This window comes from Bradyrhizobium sp. Ash2021 (assembly GCF_031202265.1).
GTDB lineage: Bacteria > Pseudomonadota > Alphaproteobacteria > Rhizobiales > Xanthobacteraceae > Bradyrhizobium.
Map to the genome: position 1 here is coordinate 7,310,828 of NZ_CP100604.1, position 16,891 is coordinate 7,327,718.

Here is a 16,891-nt window from a genome sequence, read left to right on the forward strand (position 1 = left end):
GACACTTCGTCTATTTTTGTCAAAATCGTCAAATGAGCCCCCGTGACCGCATTCTTGACGCCGCGATGGTGGTGTTTCGCCACCATGGTTTTCGGCGGTCGTCGATCGAGCAGGCGGCGGAGGCCGCGGGGCTGACGCGGCAGGCGCTCTACCATCATTTCAAGTCCAAGGAAGCGCTGTTCCGCGCCGTGATCGAACGGCTGCATCAGAGCGCGCTCGCCGCCGAGATCGCCGCCGCCAACGCCGCGGAAAAGGCCGGCCTCGGCCTCGCCGATATTCTCACCGCGGAGGTCAGCGGACGGCTCGGGCAGTTGATCGCTTCGCTCGAGGGCTCGCCCCATATCGAGGAGCTGTTCTCCGAGCATCTGGTTCACGCCCGCGACCTCTACCAGAAATATGCCGTGCTCTATGCCGCGCAGCTTGCCGCGACGATCGAACGGGTCTGCGCCAGGCAACGGCTGCGTCCCCGTGACGGCATGACGCCGCAGGGACTGGCGCGATGCGTCGAGATGGCCGTCAACGGGGCCAAATCGATGCATCCGGCGATGCAGCCGCGTGACGCGTTCCTCGCCGATCTCGCTATCATGCTGCGAACGCTGGTCGCCGGCGCCGTCGTCCCATTGCCGAAGCCGCGTTCCGCAAACCCAACACCTGCGAAAAAATCCGCCCGCCGCAAACCTGGAGATCGCAAATGAGCACCATGACGATCAACGGCCGCACAGCCCCCCTCCCCGACGACCCCGACGCGCTGCTGATCGATGTCGTGCGCGACGCGCAGGGTCTGACGGGCACCAAGCTCGTGTGCGCCGCCGGCGTGTGCGGCGCCTGCACCGTGCTGGTGGACGGCGAACCGGTCGTGAGCTGCCTGATGCCCGCGCGCCATGCCGCGGACAAGTCCATCACGACGATCGAAGGCATCGGCGCGGAAAAACTGCACCCGGTGCAGAAGGCCTTCGTGGCGCACGACGCGCTGCAATGCGGATTCTGCACGCCGGGTTTCGTCGTCGAGGCGGTGGCATTTCACGACCGCTGGCGCGCCACAAAGGGAACGGCGGTGCCGTCGCGCGAGGAAATCGGCGCGGCATTATCAGGACATCTGTGCCGCTGCGGCGCCTATGACGGCATTTTTCGCGCGGTGGCCGCGGCCTGCTCGGGCCAGTTCGACGGCGATGATTTTGCCTCGCCGCGCGTCGAGGCGCGCGCCAAGGTGACAGGCGCCGCAAAATACACCGTCGACATCCAGCATGACGGCCAGCTCGAAGGCGTGATCCTGCGCTCGCCATGGGCGCATGCGCGGATCGCCGAGATCGATCTGGCACCGGCGCGCGCGATGGCGGATGTGGGTGCTGCGATCTCGCTGCTCGGCGACGACCGCATGGTGCGCTTTGTCGGCCAGCCGATCGCGGCCGTTGCGGCAAAGGACCGCAAGACCGCGCTGGCCGCGATTGCCGCCATCACGATCAAAAGCGAACGCCTGCCGTCGGTGATCGGGCTGGATGCGGCGCGCAAGCCCGGCGCGCCGGTCGTGTTCGACAAGGCCAACCGCAAGCAGGCCGGCAACGTTTCCGAGGGCGCCGGCGGACCGGCGGCCTGGAACGGCAATATCCGCGGTCCCTCGGCGGCGTTTTCGCAAAAGCCGAAGAAGGTCCACAGTTGGGTCAGTGAAGCCCGCGCGGCCAACAATCCGCTTCTGGTCGAGGAAATTTTTCGCACCGGCACGCAATCGCATGCCTGCCTCGAGCCGCACGCCACGGTCGCGCGTTTCGATGGCGACGGGCTGACCGTGCACGCCTCCACCCAGAACGTGTTTCACGTGATGGAGCTGCTGGCCAAACGCTACAAGCTCGCGCACGACAAGATCCGCGTGATCGCCGATCATGTCGGCGGCGGCTTCGGCTCCAAGGGCGCGCTCGGAATCGAGACCACGGCGGCAATCGATCTCGCGCGCGAGGCCAGGGCGCCGGTCCGGATCGCCTACGACCGGCACGAAGAGCTTGCCGTCAGCGGCTACCGGCCCGCGGCCGAGATCAAGATCGCGCTGTTGCCTTCCGCGCAGGGCAGTCTCAGGGCGCTGTCGCTCACCGCGCATGCCGACACTGGTGCTGCCACCAATTCGACGCTGGCCGCATTGGCCCGGCTGATCTATCCGGCAGAAGCCAAGGAACTCGTCGACTTCGATGTCATCAGCAATCTGCCGCCCGGCGCGCCGTTCCGCGGCCCGGGCGGACCGCCGATGGCGTTCGCGCTGGAGCAGGCGATCGACGAGGCCGCGCTTAGGATGAAGGTCGATCCGATCGATCTGCGCAAGCGCTGGGATCCCAATCCCAATCGCCAGCGGCTGTACGATTGGGCCGCCTCGCTCGATGTCTGGCGCAACATGAAAACCCCGGCATCGCAGACCGGCCGTTATCGGCGCGGCGTCGGCGTCGCCACCGGCTACTGGCTCTATCTCTGGCAGCCCGGCTCCAAGGTCGATCTCGCAGTCGTTGGCGGACGCCTGGTCGCGAGCTGCGCGACGCAGGACATCGGCCAGGGCAGCCGAACCGTGATCGCCAACACCGTGGCGCGCGAATTCGGGCTCGAGCCGCACGAGATCGACGTGCGGATCGGCGCGTCCGATCTGCCGGAAGGACCGGGCGCCGGCGGCAGCCGCTCGACCGCCTCGATGATTCCACCGGCGCTGCTCGCGGTGCAAAAGCTGAAATCCGCGATCGAGCAAAGCGCGAAGCGGAAGCCGGTCAAAGGCTCCAACGCACCGTGGCGCGAATTGCTCGCCGCCTCGCCGGATCTGCGCGTCTCCGCGGTGCGGCCCGAGGACGACAAGCCAACGTCGCCCGGCGTGCGCTCGCCGCTGAAGGAAGCGGGATTCATGGGCGTGATCTTCGGCTGGATGCTGCGCCGCTTCTCCAACCTCGCGGTCGGCGCCGGCGTGCCGAGCTCGGTGCAGGTAATCGAGGTCGAGGTCGACACCTGGCTCGGCCATGTCCGCGTGCTCAAGGTTCACACCGGCATCGCGGTCGGCAAGATCGCCGCACCCGCGCTGGCGCACAGCCAGGCGGCGGGATCGGTCATTCAGGGCCTCGGCTATGCGCTCTACGAGGCGCGCGAAACCGATCCGCGCACCGGCGATATCCTCACCGCCAGCATGGAGGATTACCGGATCCCCGGCATTGCCGACATTCCCGAAATCGATGTGCATTTCGACGAAGGCGGTTTTGACCACGTGCTCGGCGGCAGTGTTGGTATCGGCGAGGTCGCGACCGTGCCGACCTCGCCCGCGCTCGCCAACGCGATCCGCAATGCCGCCGGCATCCGGCTGACCGAGATTCCGATCCGGCCCGATCGCCTGATTGCCGCCCTGAAAGGGAGGACCGCCGCATGACATCCGCAGCCATCCATGTCGCCGAATTCCGGGCCGCCGGCACCGACCTTTCCGAACGGCGCCGCAGCGGCGTCTCGACGGGGCCGCTGATCGATATCGCCGCGGCGTCAGATCTGACCAGCATGCATTGGGGAGCGGATGGGACGTTGCGCATCGGCGCCTTCACCACCATCGCCGCCATTGCCGCCGATACCGCCATCGCGGCCGCCTATCCCGGCGTTGCGGCCGCAGCGCTTGGTCTGGCGACGCCGCAGGTCCGTCATCTCGCCACGCTCGGCGGCAACCTCGCGCAGCGCTCGCGCTGCTGGTATTTCCGCAATCCGCACATTGCCTGCCTGAAGAAGGGCGGCACGGATTGCCCGGCAAGATCGGGCAATCATCTCTACGGCGTCGCGTTCGATCTCGGCCCCTGCGTGGCGCCGCATCCCTCGACCATGGCCGCGGCGCTGTTGGCCTATGACGCCACGATCATCACCGACCAAAGGGACCGGCTGACGATCGCCGACGCCTTCGGCGACGGCTCCAACGGGGCGGCCGACAACGCGCTAAAGCCGGGCGAGATGATCAGGGGTGTCGAGCTTCCCTTAGCGCTGCCAAACGAGCGCGCGCGCTACAAGCGCGCGATCAGCCGCAGCTACGCCGAGTGGCCGCTGGTCGAGGTGTGCGCGCGCGCCGTCATCAAGGACGGCGCCTTCCAGTTCATCCGGCTCAGCGCCGGCGGCGTCGCGCCGGTGCCGCTGCGGCTATCCGCGTCCGAGGCCGCGCTGCAGGGCAAGCCCGCGAGTGCCGCGATCATTGCGACCGCCGCAAGAGAAGCGACGGCGGGAGCCAAGCCACTGCCGATGACCGGCTACAAGCTCGATCTGCTGGAAGGCGTGGTGCGGGATGTTCTGGAGCAGCTGGCGGCTTCGTAAGGCGCGGCCCGCGCCACCGCTGTTGCGGCACTGTTCATTTCCGTCCCGACCAACTTCGCCGGCGTCATGGCGACATTAACCCACGGCAACCCACGGCGCTTCCGCCGCCACGGACGCTGGACACGACGGCGTCCCGGGGTGACAATCCCGGCAAGGCGAACCGTCATTGCAGGGGGTGCCCATGAGAAACGCCATGAGAAACGCCAAGAGAAACACACTGGCTCCGATCATCGCCGCGGCGCTGGCCGCGATCGCGGCGTCCTTGCCCGAACCGGCGCAAGCGCGCGTGCTTTTGCCCGATGTCCCCTACGAGATCGGCGTTCGCCGGATCGGCAGTGTCGGCGAGGTTCCCTTCCGCTGCAGCGACGGGCCCGCTTACAATTATTATCACGGCGCCTTTTACGACGTGCCGCCGGCGCTCTATCGCGGCTACGCCTACCGGCCGCATTATCGCTACACCGCCTATCGCGTGATTCCGCGACAATATTTCTGCACCGAATGGTAGCGCCCGTCGCAGCAACCGCTGCAACCAGGTTGGCCTGATGCCCGCCGCCCGACTTGCCGGTGCCGCCGATCTCGACGCGCTGCTGGCGCTGTTTGCGGTCTCCGACGTCAGCCGTGCGGTAGCGCCGCGCGCGAGGGCCGAACAGATCTGGCAGGAGACGCTGGCGCGCGACGGCGTTGCGATTTTTGTTTCCGAAGCGGACGCAACGATCGTCTCGACCTGCATGCTCATTACCGTTCCCAACCTGCTGCGCGGCGGCCGTCAGCATGGGATTATCGAAAACGTCGTCACCCATCCGAATTATTGGGGGCGCGGCCATGGCCGCGCGGTGATCGCGGCGGCCCTGACTGAAGCGTGGAAGCGGGATTGCCATCACGTGCTGCTGCAAAGCGGCCGGCCCGATCCGCGCGTCCACCGGTTCTACGAAGGATGCGGCTTTGTCCCGGGGCTGCGTACCGCCTACGCCGCGCGTCGTCCGGTCGATTAGGCCGCCGGGGCGCGGCGAACCCGATCCAACTCAAGACAAATGCCACCAGCTGGCGTAAAAAGGCTCCACGGCAGGCAGGACGCCATTCGATGGTGACCCCGATGAAAAAGCCAGTTCTCTCAATCGACGAGCCGGAGCCGAAGAAAGCGCCACGGGCCGATCGGCCGCCCACAGAAGGGTTCGTGGTGGTTGTTGACGGCCACTTCAAATCCGAATTTGCCACGGTCGAGGCTGCGGAGGCATCGGCCCGGAAATTGAAATCGGCCTATCCGATGCTTCAGATCGAAATCTATAACGCTGCCACGATGGTCCGCACTTTGCTGAGCTAGCAAAGTTGAGCTAAGCAAAATTTCGCCATCGTCATCATCGGGAGCGGAGCATGGCTCTCCTCAAGCGGGAATTGCATCGTCAGGTCCAAGGGCCGGAAACCACCCATGCCGACCGCTGTACCCTGGTGTTCGATACCGACAGCAAGAGACTGTATGTCGAGCGCGAGGTCGCGCATCTGGAGGCAAGTCCCGGCGGCACGATCGAGCTCCAGACGGTCACGATGGATATTGCGGATTACCTGACCCAGGGCGGGCAAACCGCCGGCCACCGCGAATTGTGGCGCCTGCTGAGAACGCTGTTCGATCAGCGCGGCGATCCCGCGTCGGAGGATTGAGCTTACGCTTTATTCGTCCTCGAATTCGTCTTCTTCGTTGATGCCAGCCTTGCGCCGATGCGGCACTTTGCGGCCGCCGAGCGATCCCGTCACATAGGGGTCGCGCGAGGCGTAGGGGTTGCGAGCGCCAACCCGCGCCGCGACTTCCTCGCCCGACACCGCCGCCGGCTCGCAGATGATGCGGCGGCTGGAGCGGCGCATCAGGTCGACGTGGATGTGGTCGTAGTGATAGCGGTTGGAGCCCGGCGCCAGCACGGTGTTGAACTGCTGGCAGGCGGCCGCCTGCACGTCGCGCAGAAAGCCCTGCTCTTCCGGCAGGCCCTTCCAGCCGTCCTTGACCGAGATGCGCCGGCCGTCGGCGAGCGTGAAGGCCGCGATGTCGAGCGCGTTGCCAAAAGCGTGTTCGGAAATATGCGCGTTCGGATTGCCGTTCATGCCGCGGCAGGAATAGGCGGAGATCTGCTTGATCTCGACCACGCGCGCGCCGAACCAGCGCTGCGCCGCCGGCTGCACGGAATCGGCGAGCCAGCGGTCCAGCACCGAGACGATCGGACAGGCCAGCGTCGCCGTCGGCTTGACCGCCACTAGACCGACCGCATTGACGGGATCGCCGCGCGACGGCCCGAGCCGCGGCAAAGGCGCTGCGGCGGCTGGCTGCTGCGGATAGGGCGCCGCTGCGGAGTATGGCGCGGCCCGCGGCGGATAGGCCGGCGCGTTCATGTAACGGCCAACCTGGTCGGGCGTACCCTCGACCGGCAAGTCGATTTCGTCTTCCTCGGGAGCTACGCCCGGCGCCGACAGCGAAATCGGTCCATTGGCGGGTGCAGCGTAATTCGGCTGGCGCAGCGCATTGTCCGAATAGGGCGCGGGCGCGGGTGCCGGTGCGATCGGCCAGCGCGGCTGATTGCCGATGTTGCCGGGCGGCCGCAATTCGTCGCTGTAGCCAAAGCTGCCGCTGCCCTCGCCCAGCGCCGCGACCTTGAGCGGGAATTCCGCGCCGCAGACGCCGGGGCCGGAAATTGGATCAATCCGGACCAGTTCCGGGGTCTCCTTGACCGCTCCGGATTTCAGGCATGCGACCTCGGCCTCGGCCCGCCACGGTTCGCGCTCCGCGGACTGGAAGAATCCGCGGCCGCAGCCCGCTAGCGAAACAAGGACGAAGGAGCCGACCAGATACAAACGAACTCCGCGCGTCATCCCCGCAGGTTCGACCAATTTATTTAAGGACTCTTCAACGTGTTGATTTTACTAATTTTTAACCACGTTGCCGGGGGCCGGGGGCGGTGGAGAGGCCGGAACCGACAGCAACGCTGACTTTTTACGCCGGGAACGCATTGCTAGCCTCGTGCGTTATGCGCGGGCACGAGGTGAACCAAGGGAGCTTTCCCATGCCACTCGTCAGCAAACTGAGCATTGTAACCGCGTATATCGCATTCGCCTTCGTCGGCGCCATCGTGCTCGGCGTGTTCTAGGCTTTCCGTGCAGCACTGGACGTTGGCGCCCGGTGGTTCCTCCACCGGGCGTTTTCATGTGCATCGGCCGTCGCGGCGCCGTGCACTGTAGCGAGAGAAAGTTCCGTTCAATCCCGCTAATCAAAATTCGAGCAGCTCGATCCGGTGACGCCGCCAATCGTAAAATCCCTGCACATCATTCCGGGATTGTCGGGATCGGGATAGCGATCGTCGCGTTTCGCGCGCTCGCGGATCGTATGGCTGAAGCGCCAGCCATGCGCGCGCATGCAGCTCCTGTAGGCCCGCGATGTCGGCACGCCGTTGCGGGGTGCGCCGAATTGGGCATCGCATATCGCCGTGTCGGCGTGCAGGGCATCGTCGCCGCGCGGCTGTTTCAGCGCATTGTTATAGACGTCGTTGTCGGCATGGGCGTTGATCGCGCTGCCCAGCAACAACATGGCAATCAGGCTCAGGCGTTTCATGATCGGTCTCCTCTCGGGCGAATAGCATTTCAGCTATCGGTCGCATCCGATGGAGGGAGCGGTTCGAACCGGATCGATTACAAATTGGAAACGTCGGCGGCTGCGCAGCGACACGCTTGCTACGACCGTGGCTCCGGCAATGTCTGCCGCGACGACATCATCGGCTCGTTCCTGGCTGTGATCCGGGTCCAGTTGTTGCCCGAGCAGTAGAACCGGCCGAGCGCGCAGGCTTCGACGCGGAGCGTGTTTCGTCCCTTGATGTCCATCGTGCCGTAGTAAGTATCGCCGCTGTCGTGGCTGTAGACGCTGCCGGTCCATCGCGTATCCGTCTTCGGCTTCATGTTGACCAGCACCGCCTCGCCCTTGTCGTCCGACGAGGTGTTGAGCACATAGCCGCACAGCGCGCGGCCGCATTTGACGATGCGAACCGTTCCCTTGGCCTCGGTCAGCCAGTCGCCGACCGGCGTGTGGGCCGGCTCATCCTCCTGGTCCTGCACGTGATGCGAAACCTCCAGGACCGGCATCCCGGCGGCGGGCGCGGGCCGCACGGCTTCGGCCGGCTTCTCGACCCGCGGCACAGCGGGCGGCGGTGGCGGCGCGGCGACGATCTGCGTCGCGGATGCCGCCGGTTTGAACACCGCGGGCGGAGGCGCGGCGACGGCGGGTCGAACGGCGGGATTGTTGGCGGGTGCGGCCGCTATAATCGGCGGAGCGGTTTGCGTCGGCGCCGTGGGCGCCTTCACCGGATCGACCGTATCGCGATTGTCGTCATCATAAAGGTCACGATCGCGGCGCGATTGGTAGATGCCGGAGATCGATACCGAAGCGCAGGACGTCGAACGGCAATACCTCGACGATTCGATGTGGATCCGATGTCCGCCGATCGAGAAAGAGAACGAACCCGCATAAGCCGGCCGACTGAGCACCATCAGCAGCGCGAGAAACCAGAATCGTCGCATCGCAACCTCCCCGGTAGCACGGAGAAACTAGGCCGATCGAGACCGCCCTGGATGTGATTTGGGTCACCCGCGCCGCAGCCGGCCCCGGTCGCCGCCGCACCTGCTGCCGCGCCGACCACGCCGCTCGGCGTCTGGGCGACCGAAGAGAATAAAGGCAATGTTCGCATCGAAGAGTGCGGCGGCAATCTCTGCGGCTATGCCGAGAAGTCCGGCGAGAAGATCCTGATCAACATGCAACCGGAAGGCTCGAAATGGAGCCGCCGGATTCACGATCCGGACAGCGGCCGCAACTACGACTCGACGATCGCCTTGAAGGGCACCAATTCCCTCAAGGTTCAGGGTTGCGCCTTCGGCGGCATGTTCTGCGGCGGCCAGACCTGGAAACGCGTCGGCTGAACGCAAGCGTCATTTTGCGCCCCTCGTCATTCCGGGGCGCACGAAGTGCGAACCCGGAATCTCGAGATTCCGGGTTCGATGCTTCGCATCGCCCCGGAATGACCCCTGTGCGGGATGTGGCGCTTCATCGTTTTGGCCGGCCGTGACAACAAAACGGCCACGTTCATCCTGCATTCAGCCCGGCAAGGCTGATATCCCCCTCCGCTCTTCGTCCAATCCCTCGTTGTCCAGAATCTGTCGTGATGCGGCGCTGGTTTTCATTCGCGCTCCTGCTCGTCGTCTGCTGCGTCGGCGCGACGGATGTTTTCGCCGCATCTGATGACATCATGCAACTGGCGCAGGCGCAGCCCGCACCGGCGCAACCCGCGGCGCCTGCCGCACCGGCGCCCGTTGCACCCAATCCCGCCGCACCGGCCGCCGATGCCCAGCCCGCCGTCGAGGAGCCGATCGGCAATGTCGCAACCCTGACCGGCAGCGCCAGCGTCACCCGCAGCAACGAGACTACGCCGCTCAAGGTGAAGGACGACATTTATCTCAACGATTTGGTGCAGACCGCGGCGAGTTCGACGCTCGGCGTCACCTTCAACGACGCCACCACCTTCAACCTGAAGGCCAGTTCGCAGATCACGATCGACAACTACGTCTACGAGGACGGCGGCAAGAACAACTCGGCGATATTCGACGTCGCCAAGGGCACCGTGGCCTTCGTGGCCGCGTCGGTTGCAAAGACCGGCGACATGAAAATCACCACGCCGACCGCATCGCTCGGCATTCGCGGCACCACCGGCCTGGTCGAAGTGCCGCAAGGTGCGGCCGCCAACAATCCGAACAATGTCGCGATCAAGCTCTATCCCGACGCCGACGGCAGGGTCGGGCGAATCGAGGTCAACGACCGCGCCGGCGCGCGGCTCGGCTTCCTCACCCAGGGCGCCAGCGGCTTCACCATCCGGCCGGGCGTCGGAGGCGCGCGCGTCGCCGCGGTGCCGCTGACGCTTTCACCGCAACAGATCGCGCGCGATCAGGGCTTTGTGCGCCAGGTTCACACCGCGCAGACCGTCGGCTGGCAGGTCGTCGACGAGCAGCGCGCGTTCCGCCGCGCCAATCCCGGCGTGATCCGTGGCAACCCGCCGCGCCGATCCGGCCCGCAACAGCCGGGTCAACAGAATCGTCCCGGACAACCGCCGCAGCCCGGTCAGCCAAATCGTCCCGGTCAGCCGCCACAACCGGGCGCGCCGAATCGGCAGGGATCGACTCAGCCGCAGCCGGGACAAGCAACAGTGCCGCCGCGATCAGGCCAGGCGTTGCCCGGTCAACCCGGCGGCACGCCGCTGCCGCGCTCGCAGGCGCCAAACGGTGCGCAGCCAGGTGTTCAGCAGCAAGGCGGTCAGCAACCCGGCATTCAACAGCCAAACGTTCAGCGGCCGGGCGTGCAGCAACCAAGCGTGCGGCAACCCGGCGCTCGTCCGCCGGGCGTGCCGCAGCCGGCCGCGCCGCAACAAGCCCAGCCGCATTCGCCCGGCATTGCACCAGCCGTGCCCGGCCTGCAGCGGCCCGGATTGCAAAACCGGCCGGCGCTGCCGCCGCGTCGATTGCCGCCTCCGCCCAGGGGCGGCAAGCCGCCGAAGGAAAAGCGTCGCTGACGATGGCGCGTGGCCGCAGGACTCAGGCCGCGCGCCGCAGCCAGTCCCTGACTCGTTGCGCGAGGCTTCTGCGCGGGCCTGGAACGTCGTCGCCCACCGCAACGATCTCGCGCGGTTCGAACCCAACCCCGGCCGAACCGTCGGCTTCGGCGGCACTGCCGGCGGCCTGCAGCGCGATCGGCCCGACATTTTCGAGAAACGCGCGCTCATAGCCGCGCGAGAGCCGCTCGACGGCGTCCGGAAGCGGCAACCAGTCCACCGCCTTCACGTCGTGCATCAGCTCATGAACGGGCTCGCCGCCGGCTTCCATGCGCCAGTAATGCACGACCTTGGAGCGTCCGCCGGACTCATAGACCAGCGTGCCCAGAAATTCGTGCACGGAAACGTTGTGCCCGGTTTCCTCGTTGACCTCGCGCTCGGCAGCGGCACGCGGCGTCTCGCCGTCATCGAGCTTGCCCTTCGGCAACACCCATTCATTCCGTTTGCGCAGGCGCACTACTGCGATCAGCGGCGTGTCCTCGAGCCGCAGCACAATGCCTCCCGCCGCCAGAACAGGCGTCCGCGCCATCTTGCTTCCCAAATTTGCGATTTCGAATCTTGCTGTGATCGCGACTATATACGGAAGCGCGCGGCGGAATCGAGATTACGCCGACGGTTTTCTCAGCAGCGGCTCGCCGGCGCGGATGCGCGCGCCTTCCATGACGTTGTCGCAAAATTCGAAATGATCCGGCGTGAGCACGATGATGGTGGATCCGTGTTCGAACCATCCGAGTTCGTCGCCCTTGCGGACTTCAGCATCGCACGGGAACACGACCGGCCCCTTGCTTTGCGCATTGAGCGTGACATCGAGGAAATGCAGCCGGATGCTGGCGACCAGGATCGCGGCGACCGGCACCAGCGTCAGCGCCTCGCCTGACGCAAGACGGGTTTGCAGCACCGCGCGCTCGTTCTTGCAGAACAGCCGCTCGACCCGCTTCAGCGCGATCGGGTTGACGTTCCAGACATCGCCATGGATGAACGTGACCTTCTCGATCTTGCAGTCATACGGCGCGTGAAAGCGGTGATACATGCTCGACGTCAGCCGCAAGGTGACGAAGCGCCCGTTGCGATGTTGCTCCACCAAGGCGGGGTCGCCGAGCAGATCGAGCAGCGCGTAGGGCGCGCCCTTGATCTGAAACAGCTTTGTATCCTCGATCCTTCCGAACGCGCCGATGATTCCGTCGCTCGGGCTGGCGACAACGGCGGGATCGGGGTCGGCCGGCCGCAGGCCGGGGCGAAGCTCGCGGGTAAAACAATCGTGCAGGCTCTTGAACTCGGTCTTTTTCGCTTCCGACAGATCGAGATCGGAAAACAGCCGCCAACAGGCGATCGAGGCGTCGCGCACCAGCGGATTTTCGATTTTGGCGAACCAGCCCATGAACCGCGTCAGCGCCGCCCGCGGGATGCGGTTGGTCAAGAGGAAGTTCAGGTCCTCCTGCTGGGTCAAGGCTGCGATCAGGCCCCGGATTGTCATTATTCTGTTAGCTGGATTAGCTAGCGCTGGTGGCATGGATTCGCCCCTTTCGATTCTGTCGCTGTCCGCCGCCGCGCTTGCCGGCGCCGCGGTGACCTTCCCCAAATTGCAGGCGCGGCTGGCGCTGTCGCGGGCCAAGCACCGCTCGCTGACCGGACATTCCAAGATGTCCAGGATGGTCGCGCGCCTGGTGCCGCATTACGAATTCGATATCGACGATTTCTTCCGCTCCGACGGCGCGCCGCCCGCGGTGGCGATGCAGCGCCAGGACGGCTTCTTCCGCCTCGCCGGTTGCTACGGCGAACGCTACGCCAAGGGCCGGCAGATGACGGCGGAGGCGGCCAGCCGGATCTCCGATCTGCAATTCACCGAAGCCTACCGGGTGCCGTTTCAGTACAGCCGCCTGGTGCGCGAGCATCTTTCGACCAGCACCTTCGTGCAGTCCTCGGCCGGCGTCACCGTCACCGATGTCGACGGCAATGTGTCCTACGACCTGACCGGCTCCTACGGCGTCAACATCTTTGGCAACGACTTCTACAAGGAGTGCATCGCCAAGGCCGAGGAGCGCGCGCATGCGCTGGGCCCGGTGCTCGGACCCTATCACCCCGTGATAACCGACAATGTGCGGCGGCTGTGCGAGATATCCGGCCTCGACGAAGTCTCGTTCCACATGTCCGGCACCGAGGCCGTGATGCAGGCGGTGCGGCTCGCGCGCTATCATACCCGCCGCTCGCATCTGGTGCGTTTCGCCGGCGCCTATCACGGCTGGTGGGGCGACGTGCAGCCCGGCGTCGGCAATCCCGTTTCGCCGCATGAGACCTACACGCTGGCCGAGATGTCGGAGCGGACGCTGCATGTCCTGAAGACGCGCCGCGACATCGCCTGCGTGCTGGTCAATCCGCTGCAGGCGCTGCATCCCAACGCCAACGCGCCCGGCGATTCCGCGCTGGTCGACAGTTCGCGCGGCGGCAATTTCGATCGCGCCGCCTATGGCGACTGGCTGCACAAGCTGCGCGAGATCTGCACCGAGCGCGGCATCGTGCTGATCTTCGACGAGGTCTTTGTCGGCTTCCGCCTCGCGCACCGAGGCGCGCAGGAATATTTCGGCATCCGCGCCGATATGGTGACCTATGGCAAGAGTCTCGCGGGCGGCCTGCCGGTCGGCGTGGTCTGCGGCCGCAAGGATCTGATGCGCCGGTTCCGCGACGACCGGCCCGCCGACGTCTGCTTTGCCCGCGGCACCTTCAATTCGCATCCCTACGTCATGACGGCGATGGACGAATTCCTCGGCCGGCTCGCCAGTCCCAATTTCCGTTCGGTCTATATCGGACTCGAAGAGACCTGGAACGGGCGCGCCAAGGCGTTGAACGACAGGCTGGCCGCACAGGATCTCCCGGTGCGGGTCAGCAATCTGTCGTCGATCTGGATGGTGCATTATACCGAGCCGTCCCGTTACAACTGGATGCTTCAATATTACCTGCGCGCCGAAGGGCTCGCGCTGAGCTGGGTCGGAAGCGGCCGCCTGATCTTCAGCCTGAACTATACGGATGCCGACTTTGCCGCGGTCGCCGACCGCTTCGTCGCAGCCTGCGAGAAGATGAAGCGCGACGGCTGGTGGTGGCACGACGCTGCCCTCACCAACAAGGGCATCAAGCGGCAGATCCTGAAAGAGATGCTGACGAGCGCCTTTTCCGGCAAACGCATGGTCGCTTCGAACTGAACCGGCGCCGATGCCCGGGTCACCTCGCCCCGCTTGCGGGGAGAGGTCGGATTGCGAAGCAATCCGGGTGAGGGGGACTCTCCGCACACTGAGCTCGCGGAGAGTCCCCCTCACCCCGACCCTCTCCCCGCAAGCGGGGCGAGGGAGAAGTGAACCTGCGGCCGTTCTCTGATCCAGCACTCGCTCAGGCGTGCTTGACGTGCTTCTCGAGGCCGGGATCGATCAGTTCGCCCTTCAAAAGGAACAGCGGCGCCTTGTGATAGAGTTTGAAATCGTTGAAGGGGTCGGTGAGGATCTTCGTCATCCAGACCAGGCCGGTCTCGATATCGCGGATGAAGAACAGATGGATGGTGCGGAACAAGAGGCCGCCGATACCCACCGCGAGCCAGACCTTCGCCACCTGACGGGTGAAGTCGGCGAATGAGACCCATGGCTTGAACAGGCCGAACAGGGTCGGATCGAAGTACAGCACCAGCGGCGACAGCGCCCAGATTGCCATCAACACGACCTTGCGCTGCAAATTATAGCCGACCTTGATCTCTTCCTTGTGCTCATGGGTCGCGTGGTTGACGTGGTCGTAACCCCTGGGCTCGAAGAAGAAGTGGCCGGCCTGGCGCGACGTCATCGAGACCAGCCAGCCGAGCAGCGCCGACACCATCGGATCCACAAACAGCATCACATAGGCGACCAGGAAGCTTACCGAACTGACGAAGTGCAGCGACTGGTTGATGCGGCTGTGATGATAGTAGCGATGGTCGTCCCAGCGCTGGGTTCGCAGTTCCTGCAGGAAGTTCTTGATCATTGTCTCCCCCAAAATTCTTTCGGGATCATGGTTACAGGGATTCGATGTCCGGCGTGTGACATCATGATGTTGACATATGAAGGGGTGCAGCGACGGCGAAACCGCCGCGCGCACGGACTCACGCGGCTTTGGCGACGTCGATCTTGCGGAAGCGCACCAGCGAGAAGTGGCCGAGCGGCGGCACCAGACGGCGCTCCGCCAATTCCATGCCGCGCGCGCCGGCCAGCCATTGCGCATAGCGCGACCATGCGAATTCGGCGGTCCGGAAACCGAGCGGACGCACCACCGGCTGCAGCCGCTGCTCTATGAAGCGGCGCACGCCGGCATCGGCGCTGACCCGGGTCAGGATGATCAGCTCGCCGCCCGGCCGCAGCACGCGGGCGAACTCGTCGAGCGCCACTTCCGGGTTCGGCACCGCGGTCACGACATATTGCGCCATCACCACGTCGAAGGAATTGTCGGGGAATTCGAGTTTCTCGGCGTCCATCACCGCGAGACCCTCGACGTTCTTGAGGCCGAGCTCGGTAACGCGCTTCTTGGCCTTTTGCAGCATCGCCTCGGAAATGTCGGTGCCGAAGATCCTGACGTGCGGCGCGTATTGCGGCAACGAGATGCCGGTACCGACGCCAACCTCGAGCACGCGGCCGCCGATCCTGTTGGTCGCCTGGATCGCCGCCTTGCGACCCTTGCTGAAGACGCCGCCAAATACGAGATCGTAGATCGGCGCCCAACGATCGTAGGCGGTCTCGACCATTGCACGGTCGAAGTCGAGCTTGATGATTTCTGCCATGATTGTGTTCTCGTCTCTTTCGTTCGATGAATTCTCGATTACCCTTGCACTGCGCTGGTGCCGGCGACGCGGCGGGCGGGCCGCAGCGAACGGCTCGGCTGCAACGCCGTCAGATTGCCGATGAACTGGCGCGCGCTGTTCTCCCAGGAACGCGCCAGCGCAAAATTCCGGCACGCCTCGCGCGACATGCCGAGCGCGCGGACGCAGGCGCTGCGCAGATCCCAATCCAGCGCGCCGATCGGATGATCGGCGATCACGTCGAGCGGGCCGGTGACCGGAAACGCCGCAACCGGCGTGCCGCACGCCAGCGCCTCGAGTTGCACGACGCCGAAGGTGTCGGTGAGGCTCGGGAATACGAAGACATCGGCGGCGGCGAGATGCGCGGTCAGATCCTGACCCTTTTTCTCGCCGAGGAATTTCGCCTTCGGATATTTTAGCGCAAGCGCCGCCTTCTGCGGCCCGTCGCCGATCACGACCTTGGTTCCCGGCAGATCCAGCGCCAGGAACGCTTCGAGATTCTTTTCGACGGCAACGCGGCCCATGGTCATGAAGATCGGCCGCGGCAGATCGAGTTCCGCCGGCTGCTCCGGCCTGAACAGGTCGGTGTCGACGCCACGGGTCCAGAAGCCGAGCTTGCGAAAGCCGCGTGCGCTCAATTCCTGCCGCAGCGAGTCGGTCGCCACCATGATCATGCTCGAGGCCGCGTGAAAATGCCGTAGCACCGCATAGCCGACGCTGGCCGGGATCATGGTGCGGACCGCGACATATTCCGGGAAGCGCGTCGTGTAGGAGGTGGTGAAGGCGAGTTTGCGGCGGCGGCAATAGGCGCGCACCGCCCAGCCGACCGGCCCCTCGGTCGCGATGTGAACGGCGTCGGGTGCGGCGGCCTCGATCCGGCGTGCGATCTCGCGCCGGTTCGGCAGCGCGACGCGCAAGCCCGGATAGGTCGGGACTCCGACGGATGGAAAGCCCTCGGGAGTGAGAAAGTTAATTTCGGCGTCGAGCGCCGAGGCGCTGCGGGCCAGCGAGGTCAGCGTCCGCACGACGCCATTCACCTGCGGGTGCCAAGCGTCGGTCGCGATCAATATCCGCATCGTGGGAACCCGAGATTCGATGATTCTCAATTTCCTGACGTTAAGGACATGGATATTTCAGGCGTATGACGTCATCGATCTGTAAGGTTGTT

17 protein-coding genes and 1 pseudogene are annotated in these 16,891 nt (G+C 65.3%); 10 read left to right on the forward strand and 8 right to left on the reverse strand.

The annotated features are described in order from the left end of the window. The first annotated feature begins 32 nt into the window (after positions 1 to 32). From NL528_RS35195 to NL528_RS35225, 7 genes are all read left to right on the forward strand, one after another. Positions 33 to 695, forward strand: coding sequence for a helix-turn-helix domain-containing protein (locus NL528_RS35195; protein WP_309178965.1), 663 nt, complete (start codon positions 33 to 35; stop codon positions 693 to 695). Next, positions 692 to 3,382: a molybdopterin cofactor-binding domain-containing protein gene (locus NL528_RS35200; protein ID WP_309178966.1), complete on the forward strand. Its 2,691-nt coding sequence runs from the start codon at positions 692 to 694 to the stop codon at positions 3,380 to 3,382. The genes NL528_RS35195 and NL528_RS35200 overlap by 4 nt, the downstream gene beginning before the upstream one ends. Further along, positions 3,379 to 4,296 (forward strand): FAD binding domain-containing protein, encoded by a 918-nt coding sequence (locus NL528_RS35205; protein ID WP_309178967.1) that lies wholly within the window; start codon positions 3,379 to 3,381, stop codon positions 4,294 to 4,296. Before NL528_RS35200 ends, NL528_RS35205 begins: the two co-directional genes overlap by 4 nt. Before the next feature lie 193 nt (positions 4,297 to 4,489). Then, on the forward strand, positions 4,490 to 4,801 hold the full coding sequence (locus NL528_RS35210) for a hypothetical protein (protein ID WP_309178968.1): 312 nt from the start codon (positions 4,490 to 4,492) through the stop codon (positions 4,799 to 4,801). 37 nt (positions 4,802 to 4,838) lie between these two features. After that, entirely contained in the window at positions 4,839 to 5,288 is a 450-nt protein-coding gene (locus tag NL528_RS35215) for a GNAT family N-acetyltransferase (protein ID WP_309178969.1), read from the forward strand. 89 nt (positions 5,289 to 5,377) lie between these two features. Beyond that, positions 5,378 to 5,617 (forward strand): hypothetical protein, encoded by a 240-nt coding sequence (locus tag NL528_RS35220; protein ID WP_309178970.1) that lies wholly within the window; start codon positions 5,378 to 5,380, stop codon positions 5,615 to 5,617. Between the two features lie 50 nt (positions 5,618 to 5,667). Beyond that, a complete protein-coding gene (locus tag NL528_RS35225) occupies positions 5,668 to 5,952 on the forward strand; it encodes a hypothetical protein (RefSeq protein ID WP_309178971.1) in 285 nt (94 codons plus the stop codon). Between the two features lie 9 nt (positions 5,953 to 5,961). On the opposite strand, the gene NL528_RS35230 is transcribed toward NL528_RS35225, so the two are convergent. From NL528_RS35230 to NL528_RS35240, 3 genes are all read right to left on the reverse strand, one after another. After that, positions 5,962 to 7,149, reverse strand: a complete 1,188-nt coding sequence (locus NL528_RS35230) for an extensin family protein (protein WP_309178972.1) — start codon at positions 7,147 to 7,149, stop codon at positions 5,962 to 5,964. A gap of 391 nt (positions 7,150 to 7,540) precedes the next feature. Further along, a complete protein-coding gene (locus NL528_RS35235; protein ID WP_309178973.1) occupies positions 7,541 to 7,885 on the reverse strand; it encodes a hypothetical protein in 345 nt (114 codons plus the stop codon). 119 nt (positions 7,886 to 8,004) lie between these two features. Beyond that, entirely contained in the window at positions 8,005 to 8,844 is an 840-nt protein-coding gene (locus tag NL528_RS35240; RefSeq protein WP_309178974.1) for a DUF2147 domain-containing protein, read from the reverse strand. A gap of 69 nt (positions 8,845 to 8,913) precedes the next feature. Between NL528_RS35240 and NL528_RS35245 the strand changes: the two are divergent. Beyond that, positions 8,914 to 9,240 (forward strand): annotated as a pseudogene (locus NL528_RS35245) (DUF2147 domain-containing protein); the annotation flags it as partial. 242 nt (positions 9,241 to 9,482) lie between these two features. After that, positions 9,483 to 10,880, forward strand: a complete 1,398-nt coding sequence (locus NL528_RS35250) for a FecR domain-containing protein (protein ID WP_309178975.1) — start codon at positions 9,483 to 9,485, stop codon at positions 10,878 to 10,880. A gap of 22 nt (positions 10,881 to 10,902) precedes the next feature. On the opposite strand, the gene NL528_RS35255 is transcribed toward NL528_RS35250, so the two are convergent. Continuing rightward, positions 10,903 to 11,448, reverse strand: a complete 546-nt coding sequence (locus tag NL528_RS35255) for an NUDIX hydrolase (protein ID WP_309178976.1) — start codon at positions 11,446 to 11,448, stop codon at positions 10,903 to 10,905. Positions 11,449 to 11,523: 75 nt separating this feature from the next. Next, a complete protein-coding gene (gene asd, locus NL528_RS35260) occupies positions 11,524 to 12,393 on the reverse strand; it encodes an archaetidylserine decarboxylase (RefSeq protein WP_309178977.1) in 870 nt (289 codons plus the stop codon). A gap of 34 nt (positions 12,394 to 12,427) precedes the next feature. On the opposite strand from asd, the gene NL528_RS35265 reads away from it, so the two are divergent. Then, positions 12,428 to 14,113, forward strand: coding sequence for an aminotransferase class III-fold pyridoxal phosphate-dependent enzyme (locus tag NL528_RS35265; protein ID WP_309178978.1), 1,686 nt, complete (start codon positions 12,428 to 12,430; stop codon positions 14,111 to 14,113). Between the two features lie 184 nt (positions 14,114 to 14,297). Here NL528_RS35265 and NL528_RS35270 read toward each other — a convergent pair whose 3' ends face one another. The 3 genes from NL528_RS35270 to NL528_RS35280 form a co-directional block, all read right to left on the reverse strand. Continuing rightward, positions 14,298 to 14,915: a hypothetical protein gene (locus NL528_RS35270; protein ID WP_309178979.1), complete on the reverse strand. Its 618-nt coding sequence runs from the start codon at positions 14,913 to 14,915 to the stop codon at positions 14,298 to 14,300. A 118-nt stretch (positions 14,916 to 15,033) separates the two neighbouring features. Further along, positions 15,034 to 15,705, reverse strand: a complete 672-nt coding sequence (locus NL528_RS35275; RefSeq protein WP_309178980.1) for a methyltransferase domain-containing protein — start codon at positions 15,703 to 15,705, stop codon at positions 15,034 to 15,036. A 38-nt stretch (positions 15,706 to 15,743) separates the two neighbouring features. Then, entirely contained in the window at positions 15,744 to 16,799 is a 1,056-nt protein-coding gene (locus tag NL528_RS35280; protein ID WP_309178981.1) for a glycosyltransferase family 1 protein, read from the reverse strand. Positions 16,800 to 16,891: the final 92 nt, after the last annotated feature.